The organism is Flavobacterium sp. ENC (genome assembly GCF_020991415.1).
In the GTDB taxonomy this organism is placed as follows: domain Bacteria; phylum Bacteroidota; class Bacteroidia; order Flavobacteriales; family Flavobacteriaceae; genus Flavobacterium.
The window spans coordinates 672526-685480 of sequence record NZ_JAJMOY010000002.1 but is presented as its reverse complement, the minus strand read 5'-3'; the positions used below and the strand labels follow the sequence as shown (position 1 = coordinate 685480).

Below are 12955 nucleotides of genomic sequence, written 5' to 3'. Positions count from 1 at the left end.
TCTCTCTGCCTATTTTATCTTAAGCACTACTGCAATATCATTCGGAATAATCTTAGGCTTTATAATTACCAGTGAGTCCGCATATTGCTTCCATGAAAGTTTCTCTTTACTTCCCAGTATCTGTATACTTTTAATTTTATCTTTATTTTTATTCTTGCCCAATGATTTTAAGCAAATGTTATCCGAAGGTATTCCTAAAAGGGTGGCGTAAATAATTTTTCCGTTTTGATTGTAGCGGATGTCTTTAGCCGATAACTTTATTTTTCCTTCATTAAAACTTTTGTTGTCAGCGGTTTTTACCGATTCTGAAGCAGGTCCCTCACCAAAGTATTTCCATGGACGCGTATCAAAAATGCTTTCTTTATTGACATCCATCCAGGCCGCTATTTTTTCAAGAATTGCCACCTCCTTATCATCGATTGTGCCGTCTCCCCTGACCGGAATATTAAGCAGCAGGTTGCCATTTTTACTGACAATATCAACCAACATATGAATTACTGTAGCGGCAGATTTATAGCCGTTATTTTCATAAACGGACTTACTGTAATGCCAGTCACCAATGCAGGTGCAGGTTTGCCATGGGAGGTTTTGGACGGTATCGGGTGCCCCTCGCTCTACATCCCATACCATGCATTTTTTTTGTTCATCGGTTAATATTTTTCCAAATAACACGGCTTCCAGCTTTTCATTATGGGTTGCCATATTATGATTATAATAATCAGCTGCAATTTTGAGTCCCGCATCACTTACCGGATAAAGAGGAAGTGCAACATCATCAAAATAAAGCAAATCCGGATTGTATTTATGGATAAGATCTATAGTTCGGTTATAGAATTTTTCGCAGTACTCCTGTGAAGGTACTGCTGCTTCATTGCTCCAGTCCCACTGATTCCATAAGGCATACAGATCTTTTTCACTTCCCTTGCTCATAGGATGGTTTTGGGCATAAAGTTCCGCAGGATCAAGTCCTTCCCACCATGTTCCTTTACCATCTGCTTTGGTGAGCTTTCCATCGTAGGGAACTCCCGCTAATGCTCCGGTCTTATCTGAACGCTGGGCGGTTTCAAACCACGTCCAGGCATGTGAAGCGTGTACACTAAGTCCGAATGGAAGATTATATTTTTTTGCTGCTTTTGACCAGCCGGTAATAATATCTTTCTTAGGTCCCACGCGTACCGAGTTCCACTCCTGATATTTGCTATCCCACAAATCCAGGTTATCATGATGATTGGCCATTGCAAAGAAATACTGGGCTCCCGCACGTTTGTATAATGCTACAAGTTTATCCGGATCCCAATTTTCAGCTCTCCAATCCTTAATGACTTCCTTGAATCCAACTTTGGAGGGATGCCCGTAATGTTCAACAAACCATTTATATTGGTCACCCCCCTCATTATACATGAATCTCCCAAACCAGTCTCCTTGTTCCGGCTGGCACTGTGGTCCCCAATGCGCCCATATCCCAAACTTGGCATTACGGAACCATTCAGGTGTTTTATATTGCTGCAGGGATTGCCAAGTTGATGCAAACTTTCCGGCAGCAACAGGTTCATTACCTTCCCTGATTGGGGATAGGTACTTTTCCTGAGCTGTCAAAAAATGCGAAAACAGGATGCAAGCCACTATAAACCGGTTCATTTTCATATCTCTTTTATTTATAATTTTTTCAAATCTCAATAAACAGATCTATTTTTTAAGAATCTTAAATGATTTTGAGAAATTTGAGTTTACTCCTTCAACCTTCACTATGTATAATCCGGGTTGTAATAACCCCCCCATTAACAATTGCTTTAATTGCGGAGAGGATACTGCTTCCTGTACTTTTTTTCCTGTAACATCAAAAATGCTGGCACGAATTGGTTCATTCGATTTTGTTGCTTCAATCTTAAATTCAGTACTAAACGGATTTGGATAAAACGCTATCGAAAACCCTGAATCCTCTGAAATATCCTGAGAGAACGAATTCGTTTTTAAATTTTGGCTTCCTGTTATATTTATTGACCATTCCTGATTAAAACTGCTGCTCTGGCTCCATTGAAATAAATCAGCACCATTAGTGGTAGTCCCCATTCCATCGAGATACAGACCTGTGGCTTTGTTTTTAAACTTAACATAGCTGCCTGCTGTTTCGCGTGTCCAGTATTGTGCGTCTGTAGCACTAAAACTATATTGCCCTACTACGGAACCATTGGAATTTCTGTACATGCCATCAAGATACAATCCTGAAGCACGATTCTTCAACATTACATAGTTTCCAACTGTTTCAATCGACCATTGTTGTGCCGTAGCGCCGCTGCTGGCGTATTGTCCCGCATTGGAACCATTGTCAGACCTGTACATCCCATCCATCAGCAAATTGGTACCTCTATTGGCTAAAGTAACGTAGGAAGCTGAAGATTCCGAAGGATCCCAGTAAATTAGACCTCTTCCTCCTGCAGCACCCATGTATACTCTTCCGGCAACATTCATGTCTCCGATAAGCAATGATGTACCTCCAAACTCATGGGCATCATCATTGATTCTGAGCCATGTAGCACCCTGGTCTGCTGATCTGAAAAGACCATTGACACCCGACACTGTTCCCCAGATGAAAATAGTAGGATAGCTTGCGCCGGACATTGCTTTTCCTATTCCGATAGTTTTGCAATATGTTACATTGGCAACAGTTGTATAAGCCGCTCCATAGTTGGTCGAATATTTTAATCCATTGCCGCCAAGAGGCACCCAAATATGTCCTTCTAAGCCAGGCACCGAGCGGATCAGTGTTGTTGTTTCCCAGGGCGGAATTGTATTGGTGCCGGGAGTACCTGCTACTGAAAAGCTGACTCCCTTATTGGAACTTGTCAGCAGCTGTCCGTTCGCCGGATTATAGATATAGAAGTAATTTAAATTTACCTGGTCGGCTACCGGAACGGCGTCTGAAGACGACACACCTGAACAACCGGACCAGCTTCCTCCATTATTGGTGGTATAATAGGTAGTTGTGGAACCCCCGGGGCGGTGGAGGATCGTGCCTCCATCAGCGCTGATGGCTACCCTACCGTTCGGACCCATATTAGTAGCCGAAGCCGTCCATGTAGTCCCCTTGTTCACAGAATAGTAAATAACACTTCCCCCACTCGAAGCCCTTACTATTTTGTTTGTATTGCCGGCAGCGTAAGCAATGCTCTGGTTATTTCCATCTGTAGGAGAAAGTTTTGCTGATGGAAAAGAAGTCAGCGGATCATGTACAAAACCACATACGTCTCCGAAAGAGGAAATAAATGGTCCTCCGGGTACACTTATCCCGTCGAGAAATGCAGTCTCTTCAATTCCGATCACATCACACTTCCAGGAAGGATTCGCAGCTGCAATATCAGAACAGGTATATACCCCTCCACCGCCTATTACCTGTACTATTGAAGGATTAGCAGGGTCAAAAACAACACAGTCCATCCAGTTAACTGCACCATCGCCTGTCCATGCCATGCCGTTATTGTTATAAGTGGCATTAGGTCCATTCTTAAGGGTCCATGTCGATCCTCCATCGGTAGAGAGGAAAACAAAGTCTCCCCAGCCACCGCCGTACTGGTTGTTCCAATACATGCCGCAAGTCGAAATCACTACCCTATTAACATTATTAGGGTCTATACTGACACCTCCGTATGCATAATCCTTCGAATGAACGGGTGTCACATTCGTCCAGTTCCCTGTGGATGTGTTCAGTTTATATAACTTTCCATCTCCCTCGAGTGCCGGACCTGCACCATCCGCATAGGTGGCATACATGGTAGTTCCCTGTAAAGCAACCCGATGCGGCATAAAACTAGTTGTTGGTGAAATGTCTGTAAAAGTAGCCCCACCGTTGGTACTTTTATAAATATTCGCACTGCCTGTGCGGGAAACTCCAATGTAAATAGTTTGAGTCGCCCCACTTACTACGCTGCCTGAAGGATCAAATTGGACAAAACATATCCCGTTTCCATTGGAAGTGGTGGTGACACCGCTCCACGCCTGGTTCCAGCTAACGCCGCCATCTGTACTCTTCCATAATCCGTTGGCTCTGGTTCCGCAGAATAATATATTGCTGTTATGAGGATCTACGGCAAGACGTTCTCCGTTCCCGCGTCCATTCCCATTTCCATGTGTTTTAAATTTAGCCGTAACATCCGTATACGTAAAAGTATTTCCTTTGTCAGTAGATTTCAATATAGCCGTTCTTCCATTGCTCATATACTCGGTGCCACAAAGCATGTAAACGTTATTGGCATTCTGCGGATCAAGCGCTAAAGCGTCCACGCCAACAAATCCACTTTCAGACTCGTTGAGCCAGTCGAGTAGCTGAATCCATTTATTGCCGGCTGCATCCCAGCGGTAGGCTCCGCCCACATCCGTCCGGCAATACTTATCACCTGATGTTTGGTGGTTAATGATTCCTGTCACAAATCCGCCACCGCCGATGGGTGCGTTTTTCAATGTATAAGTCTGAGCGTTTGTTACCATTGGGCTAAACACCAAAGTAAGGTATAGAAAGAATTTTTTTATATCATTTTTCATATTTAATATTTTTTAATTGTACATCTGAATCCTGAACTCAAAACCTTTATGATCTATTGGTCTTATTGTTATCAACCAACAATTAAGCATGAGGCTAATTAAGTGCCGTTGGTTAAACCAACAATGGTATTAATAAGTGAATTTCCATTCATCAAACAAAAAACCTTCTCCGTTAAATACAAAATAGATATTCCCTGTTCCTTTATCTATTTTCTGTTCTATTTTCTTTGAGAGTGTAGTCCATTCCTTCCCATCACAAATAAGGGAAGCAACAGCTTTACCTTTAAGATTATTTACATAAATATCAATTTTGCCTTTTCCCTTCACCCTGGCCTCGAATTTGGCAGGAAGCTGTTTGCTGAAATCGGCTCCTCGAACCATTATACACTGCTTATCCGCTTTTCCTTTGGCAGCCATATTACCCACATCACCAACGGCTTCGAACTGAACCTGCCCCGAAGTACCTCCGGTGGTTTCTGCCTGTTGAAGAACAAATGGATTTAATGGATTAATTTGTGACGGCCCTTTAAAAGTTGCTTTACCCATGGAGATATTCACATTTTCTTCATCTACCTGCATTTCTTCGATGCCCACATTACGAAAACCTCCCTTAGTGCCAAAATAATCCTGTAAATACATGGCATGGTAAGCAATATAATATTTGTCCTTAAACTTGAACAGGTGCGTGTGATTGTTTGTCAAAGGCCCCACATTAACGTCGCCGGTATTCTTAAAGTAATTATCGCGATATGTCCAGCTATCAGGATCTAATGGTGTTTTAGTCGTCATATAGGACATGCTGCATTGGGTTGGTTTATCTTTATTTGTATAAGGCCATTCAGTACGCTGTTCCCAACTTGTATTATAAGTGTAGGCCCAGGTTCCATTGATAAAGTTAAGGTCGCTGGCCTCGAAAAAATAAGGAGCGGGTATGTTAGCAACAGTGCTCGCCAAACTGATCATATCTGCTCCTAATTTGACGATTCTGGAATTGTCCGGCATATATTTCGTTTTAGGCGTTCCACCTCCAAAAGCCAGCCAGCCTGTACCTTTGTCGTCAATTACAACTCCGGGATCAAACGGAGCTTCGCAATCTACTCCCGGGACAGAGCGATCGACTATATTCTTTCCCAACGGGTCACTCCACGGACCAACCGGAGAGGTAGAAGTAAGGACTGCTGAACCAACACCACTATTGGAGTAATACAGGTAGAAGTGCGTTTTACCATCGGCCTCCAGTCTGGATGTAATGGAAGGTGCCCAGGAATTCTGACTCCACGGTGCCAGCTTTGCTGTATCTATGAGACCATGATAAGTCCAGTTGACCATATCATCGGTAGACATCATGACCAGTGTATGGATGTGCTCGTATGAATTTTTCCCTTCCTTTCCTGCGTGCTCATACTGTTGATGATCATTTGTGGCATACACATAAATTCTTCCATTGTATTCTACCGCTGTGGGGTCGGCCGTAAACATAAAATCTAATAACGGATTAGCATTATCCGAGGTAAGTTTCGGCGAAACATTTGCGAATTTTTCTTCCAGGTTTTCCTTAACCACTTTCGGTTTACCTGTATTAGTCTGAGCTTCCACGAATTCTGGACTTCCCAGAAAAGCCATAACAGCGACTGTACTTAACAATACTTTTTTTCTAAACATGCTTTTTTTTATTTTATCCCAAAAACGGATACCCGTTAAGGGTCAATTTCAATTAATTAATTATCATATCACTGGCGTCTCTTCGTCGATTCCCAGCACCCTTTTTACTTATAAAATCGAGCTCCGGTAAGAAATCGTATCTTACTATTTAACCGGTATTAATTTGTACAGCACCACTCCATGCATCGGAACCTTCACCGAAAGAGCCTCGTTGTTTGAATCGATTGTTGTAATATCTTTTTGGCGCCATAAATCCCGCACCTTTTGCTTTCCTGAAATACCAAGCTTTTTCAGCTCCTTGTACGAGATATCCACTTTCTCCAGACCGAAATTGCAAAAGCCTACTGCACGACTGCCATCCTCCAGTTCTTTTACATAAATGCGTAAATCTCCGATAGTCTGAACACAGGCAGCCTGTTTGCCAAGAGCATCCTGATTCACAGCAATTACTTCGTCGTTTGTCAATAAGTTTAGGGTAAAGTCATCCAGCTTTTCCAGATCACAACCCAGTAGCAGCGGAGTAGAGAAAAGACTCCACAGACTGACGTGAAGATACTGCTCATCTGGTTTAAGCCTGGTCGGATGGAGGTTACCCCATCCGACAGTTCCTACAACCAGCATGTCCGCATCGTTCCAGTTACCGGGTTTAGCGAAGGCTGCAGACTGATCCTGCGCTAGTGCAATGGCTTTAACGTTGGACCAGGTGTCCAATATATCATTCGTTGTACGCCAGCTGTTTCCTCCTACCGAATCACCCCATTTCCAAACATCCGACATTCCGTACTGACACAGGCTGAAAACAATGTCACGGGGCTGCTGACGGATATACTCTCCCATTAATTTGTATGGTTTGACGGCGGTAGACAATTGATAACCGCCATTGTAAGAGATGGAGATTACTTTGTTTGGGTCGTTATCAGGTAGTCCATTTAGCGCTCCCCCATAGCTGCACCAATCGTATTTCAGATAATCAAACCCCCATTTGGCATAGGTTTCGGCATCCTGCTTCTCATGACCATAACTACCGGCACAGCCACCACAGGTCCACGGACCAGGACTTGAATAGATGCCAATCTTCAAACCGAGACCATGCACATAGTCTGTCAGGGCTTTCATATCTCCAAACCTTTTATTAGGAACTATAGTACCAGCCTCGTCACGCAGCTTACCTTGCAGGGAAGGATCTGTCGAATCGCGGTTATTTTGCCAGTAGTCGTCAATATTTATATAATTCCATCCGTAATTTATAAGTCCGGTTTTCACTATTGCTTCCGCAGCACGCTTAACTTTTTCACCGGAAACTTCATGAGCGAAACAATTCCAGCTATTCCAGCCCATTGGCGGGGTAAGTGCAATTTTATCACCACAGCTAATACGTAAACTTTTTTCGGCTATCCCTTTCGCATTCTTTGCCTTCAACTGAATAACATATGTGCCGGCTTTTTCAAGCTTACCGGTGATAAATCCTGTTTTTTGATCCAGCTTTAGTCCCTGAGGCAAGCCGGTAACCTGAAAAGTCATTGGACGGTCTCCGGTGGCAGGTATCCTGAACTGAAACGGAGATCCCGGACGGACACCGAAAACGCTTGCGCTATTGATCTTCGGTTTTGCAGATGGTTTAGGGGTAAGAATGTAGGGCTCATCTGGGACAGGATAAAAAGTAGCAAAAGTTGATACCCCTGCCGCCTCAAATTTGGCATCAGCCCAGTTGGCATGATCGCTGCCACCGTCTCCTGCGTCTGTTACCCGCAGCTCAAGCTGTTTCACACCCGAAAGTTTCACACTACACAGCCGGGCAGCATCATCTTCATGCATGACACCACTGGCCCAAAGCTTCGCTCCATCGCCGTATACAATAAACTCTACGGCGGGCTGACGCCCTTTCACCTCATCATCAATACCAACCTGTGCGGTAAACGAATTTGCCTTACCATCGAGCTGAATAAAAAGAGAGCTTTCTGCGTGTGTGCCGAAGCCACGCTCAAAGGTTTTGCCTGCGATGGTCATAATGTTGTCATCAACCGTCCTGTTTTTTTTAGGCATGCCCCAGCCCTGTGAAGCTGCGCTGAGATCCAGTTCATCTAACCAAACCGTTTGTGCGGAAACAGTACCGCTAACGATCAGCAGTAAAATAATTTTATAAAAATGTTTAAGTTTCATTTTTTGTTTTTTTAAGAATCAATAAATTTTAAATCCATTGTTTCATTGAGAATTCTTTATAAATAAATCTGTGACTTCTAAAAGTCACAGATTTTTTAAATTCAGGCCTGCTTAATGGTAACAATACATGATACCTGCAAAACTGTATTTTATTTAATTATAGTGTCTTACTTTTTACTTACCTCCTTTAATGATGGCATCTAACATAGCCTGGTCTTTTACCTTATTATTAGCTCTGTCTAACATAAAACCTATCTCCCACCAGAATGGCACAATACCATTCGCTTTGGCCTGTTTCGTTACATAATATGACCAATAATCCACAGATTTGTTGTGCATATCCATATCCTTAGGAACAGGTTTGCCCAGACCGGGAGTTCTTCTCCATGTTGCATACTCGCCCAGCATTACAGGGATACCTTTATCAACAAATTTTTGTTTCATCTTTTGGAATTCAGAATCAATCACATCCTCTTCTCCAAAAGTGGCGTTGCGTTCCGGCTCAATAGTAGAATGATTCCCAGCGCCCCAGTAATAAATCATCTTACCCCAACTTACATCTGCATCAGTTACTATCGTAAATAAAGAAGGTGTGTAGTTATGTACCTCAACCATCAATTTGTTGGGAATATTGTCTGTTGGCATCGTATTCATCAGATCATAAGTTAAAGAAGCATCAGTTCTAGGTCCCTGCACCACCAGCACCCTGTAACTGTTTTTGCCTCCGGTAGCGCGAACTGCCTTGATGAATGTTTCGTAGTAACTATTAAGTATGGCCATCTGCTCGGCATTTTCAGCCGGAGGTTCATTTGCACCGGCAAATATAAGGTGCTCATCAAAATCACGCATGGTTGTAGCAATCTGTTCCCAAATCGCCTTTTGCATTGCATTAATGGACTCTTGCTTTGCCTTAGTGATATTATTATCTAGCCAGCCATTATCCGCGTGAGCATTTAGTATTACATACATATCATTATCTACACACAATTTAACAACTTCTCTCACGCGGTTAAGCCACGCAGGGTCAATTTTTGCTTTTGTCGGATCGCTTAAATGGGTCCAAACCCAGCCACATGGAATCCTTACAGAATTGAAACCTAATTCTTTTACAAATTTCACATACGATTCGGTAATTTTACTATTCACCCACTCAGCTTCGGTTGGTGCTTCCATGGTATTGCCAAAATTTATTCCCAAATGCATTTTTGCAGACAATTGCATCGCTGTACTGCTCATATCGGTTGCATCGGGAGCTTTAGGCGATAAATTATAGGTTGGATATAAATTACCTTTTTGTATAATTGTAATTCTTCTGGCCTGACCATTTTCCGCTTCAATAGTTAGCACAATAGAGCGGGTAAATCCGGTTTCATTACTTAAAGCTGTAAATTTTGTTACAGTAGCTCCACTACTGCCGCTTGTTTTGGTTAATTGCAACCATGATGCTGCCGAATTGCTAACACTCCACGCACTGTTGGCTTCAATGGTGATATCTTCTGATGTACCTCCGTCCGGTTCAAAAGAAACCGTTTTTGCTGAAACCGTTAGCTGTGGAGCTTCATCCCCATCTTTAGAACAAGATGCTGAAAATACAGTAATGATCAGCAGCAGTACAATTTTATAAAAATGTTTATGTTTCATTTTTTCTTTTTTAGAATTACTATTTTTTTATTTAAGACCTGCAGAAAAATTTAACTTTCATGAAATGGCTGCAGGTCTTTATTTTTACCTTTTAATTTGTTTATTGAATTAAAAGATTTTGATTATTTGATTTTCACAACCCTGATATTATCAATCCCTGCACGAAGACCAGTTACTGTTGCTTTGTCAGTTGTATTGATAGTAAGGAAATTTATAGTTTTCTTTTTTGTACCAAATAATTCAGCTAGACTTGTTGCCGAATTACCCGTGCCGTCTATACCATCCTTTTTTGTACGAAATTCAGTCAATGGAATTGTTACTGTTACCCATTTTCCTTTTGTAGTGAAATTAGCTGTTTTAGTTTCTGAAAGTTTCCATGGCTCAAAACGCGCTAAAAAATCCCAATTGTAATCTCTAATAATAAACATTGATACGCCATTCCAATCTCCGGGAACATTAAGTTCAAACTTAAGCACAAATTGATCTATATCTAAATCTAAATCAGTTGCTGAAACCCATTCTGATCCATTTTCTATGTTAATGCTTCGACTGCTTCCCCACCAGACTCCGTCACCAGCATTAAGAATACCAGTGTCTAAAATAGGATACCATCCATGATTACCGGGGAAATCGGGATCATTATTACTAGTCGATGTACCCCATGCCATACTGCCGATAGTATCAAAATTGCAAAGTATGCCTGTCGTAAGATCATTAACATTAAATGTTGTAAGAATTTTACCTGATGCTGTAGTTATTTTTAAGGGTCCGCTTGTAATAGTAGAAACTGGAAAGCTAATTGCAGTTCCATCATCTTTTGTTATATAATCGGTTATTGCCACCCCTCCAAAACTGAGTTCGCTTATAAGGAATAAATTGGTTCCAAATACAGTAACAATCTCACCTTCAACCGGATTTTCGTTTGAAATAGCAGCAAGCGAAGGTGGTCCGGCAATGATATCAATATTGAAAATTGTAGAACCACTTGCATTAGCCACCTCAATAGTATTTAATTGATTTTGAGGAACTGAAGGAAAAGGAATTACAAACGGAATCTGTACAACAGCATAAGTATCCGAAAATAATCCTCCATCGAACTGAGCTGCTACACCATTGAAGGTTATCTTAACAGCATTTTTTAAATTTGAACCTTTAAGGACTACCCACTGACCCGGTACCAATTTATTTACAAGAGTATCATTAGGAGCGGCTGCATAATTCCTTACTTCTGTGATAACAGGAGTACCATTTGAATCATCATCATTATTACAAGATGTTAGCATTATAATAATCAGCATCATGCTAAAAAAAAACAAATGATTAACACGATTAATTAATAATTTTTTCATAATTATATATTTTTTATCACTATTTATAATAAGATACTGCTGGTTCGTTCAATTTAGGATTAGCAATTACCTCTACTGTAGGCAGCTGTAAAGTAAAAGTGGAGAAGGTAGCAGGAGAAATGGGTCCAATAGGATCATTAGGTTTAGCTACTTCGGTATCAGCATTATAATCAAATGGAACTCTTTGTTGATTACTAAGAAGGTCAACTGCTTTTTGAGGATTATAATAAGAAAGTCTTACCAAATCATACCAATATTGTCCTTCACAAGCAAACTCAACCCTTCTTTCTTTTAAAATAATATCTGTATTAAGTACTGTTACCGGATCAACACCTGCACGTGTTCTTACCTTATTAAAATACAATAACGCATCAGGATTACTTGTAGATGCATCATTACCAAGGATTGCCTCCGCATATATTAAATAAATATCTGCCAATCTTAATAATGAATTATGCTCTATAGAGGATGTAGGTGTCATTGCAGGTGAATTATTATCTACTTCATTACCAATAATATGCTTTTTCATACCTGGTGCGCCGGCAGTATAACCACCTCCAGCAGCATTTAATTCGGCATAATGGTCACCTGTCAGCATAATACTCGCTTTACGTCTTATAGAATCCTGCTTCGTATAAGCTAAATACAGATCATAACTAGGTGACGGAGATCCCCAGGCTGATGATTTTTGTGGATTAATATCATTACTTGGCGAGTATGTCAACAATTGATTGCCTTCATTCCATCCACTAGAGATACTAGACCATTGCAATGCAAATAATGATTCAGGGTTATCATTGAATTGTGTTTTAAAAAGATCATAATAACTTGGAAGCAAAACTAAACCACTGTTTTCGACTACATCCTTTGCATACAGTTTTGCCTTGTTTAAATATTCCTGATTACGATCACCTCCAAGCTGGCCTAATCCGGACATAGTTAAATATACTTTACTTAACATTCCCTTCGCTGACCAGCTGGTTACTCTGCCTTTTCCATCAGTTGCAGGAAGATTTTCAGCAGCAAAGGTTAAATCTTCAGTAATAAATCGGTAGACATCTGCTGTTTTATTTTTATTTACCAAAGGTGATTGTATCAACTTCGTATTATCTTCAATAATTGGCACTTCTCCCCACAACATTGCAAGATGATAGTATGCCATGGCACGTATAAATCTTGCTTCTGCTATTCCGGCATTTTTATCTGCTGCAGCAATTGTTGCCGGCGTATTTTCATTAATACCCTTAATTGTGCTGTTACAGTGTGCCACTATAATATATAGTGCTGTCCAGCCGGTTGTTAAACGTCCATTAGATCCTGAAAGTGTAAAAGTATTAAGCTGCACCAGATCTGTACCCTGGTATGCTAGAAGAAGGTTTCCGCTTAAAATATCTCCTAATGGAAGATATGCCTGATTATGCCATTGCCCCCATACTTTACCACCATAAAGTCCCGCCGTAGCTAACCTTATTTCTTGTTTTGTCTTATAAAAATTTTCAGTGTTTGTCTCTGACAGTGCAGGACGATCCAGAAAATCATCCTGGCAACCAGTCAAAACCAGTATTCCCAACAGGGTTAAAATAGTTATTTTATAAATTGATTTCATA

General features: G+C 41.1%; 7 protein-coding genes. All 7 read right to left on the bottom strand.

Going from position 1 to position 12955, the window contains the following annotated elements; all coding sequences use genetic code 11:
- Positions 1–9: 9 nt before the first annotated feature.
- Positions 10–1638: an alpha-L-fucosidase gene (locus tag LPB89_RS07580; protein WP_230701165.1), complete on the bottom strand. Its 1629-nt coding sequence runs from the start codon at positions 1636–1638 to the stop codon at positions 10–12.
- A gap of 48 nt (positions 1639–1686) precedes the next feature.
- On the bottom strand, positions 1687–4536 hold the full coding sequence (locus tag LPB89_RS07575; RefSeq protein WP_230701164.1) for an RICIN domain-containing protein: 2850 nt from the start codon (positions 4534–4536) through the stop codon (positions 1687–1689).
- Between the two features lie 129 nt (positions 4537–4665).
- Positions 4666–6198, bottom strand: a complete 1533-nt coding sequence (locus LPB89_RS07570; protein WP_230701163.1) for a glycoside hydrolase family 43 protein — start codon at positions 6196–6198, stop codon at positions 4666–4668.
- 144 nt (positions 6199–6342) lie between these two features.
- On the bottom strand, positions 6343–8358 hold the full coding sequence (locus tag LPB89_RS07565) for an NPCBM/NEW2 domain-containing protein (protein WP_230701162.1): 2016 nt from the start codon (positions 8356–8358) through the stop codon (positions 6343–6345).
- Positions 8359–8532: 174 nt separating this feature from the next.
- The gene (locus tag LPB89_RS07560) at positions 8533–9999 is read right to left on the bottom strand and encodes a cellulase family glycosylhydrolase (protein ID WP_230701161.1); all 1467 of its coding nucleotides are present in this window, start codon (positions 9997–9999) and stop codon (positions 8533–8535) included.
- Between the two features lie 122 nt (positions 10000–10121).
- Positions 10122–11348 (bottom strand): glycan-binding surface protein, encoded by a 1227-nt coding sequence (locus LPB89_RS07555; protein ID WP_230701160.1) that lies wholly within the window; start codon positions 11346–11348, stop codon positions 10122–10124.
- 19 nt (positions 11349–11367) lie between these two features.
- Positions 11368–12954 carry a RagB/SusD family nutrient uptake outer membrane protein gene (locus LPB89_RS07550; protein ID WP_230701159.1) on the bottom strand — a complete coding sequence of 529 codons (1587 nt, stop codon included), beginning with the start codon at positions 12952–12954 and terminating at the stop codon, positions 11368–11370.
- Position 12955: the final 1 nt, after the last annotated feature.

Excerpts from the sequence above, each read along its gene's own strand:
- LPB89_RS07555 (WP_230701160.1), bottom strand. The coding sequence starts at position 11,348 with ATGAAAAAATTATTAATTAATCGTGTTAATCATTTGTTTTTTTTTAGC.
- LPB89_RS07550 (WP_230701159.1), bottom strand. The coding sequence starts at position 12,954 with ATGAAATCAATTTATAAAATAACTATTTTAACCCTGTTGGGAATACTG.
- LPB89_RS07565 (WP_230701162.1), bottom strand. The coding sequence starts at position 8,358 with ATGAAACTTAAACATTTTTATAAAATTATTTTACTGCTGATCGTTAGC.
- LPB89_RS07575 (WP_230701164.1), bottom strand. The coding sequence starts at position 4,536 with ATGAAAAATGATATAAAAAAATTCTTTCTATACCTTACTTTGGTGTTT.
- LPB89_RS07560 (WP_230701161.1), bottom strand. The coding sequence starts at position 9,999 with ATGAAACATAAACATTTTTATAAAATTGTACTGCTGCTGATCATTACT.
- LPB89_RS07570 (WP_230701163.1), bottom strand. The coding sequence starts at position 6,198 with ATGTTTAGAAAAAAAGTATTGTTAAGTACAGTCGCTGTTATGGCTTTT.
- LPB89_RS07580 (WP_230701165.1), bottom strand. The coding sequence starts at position 1,638 with ATGAACCGGTTTATAGTGGCTTGCATCCTGTTTTCGCATTTTTTGACA.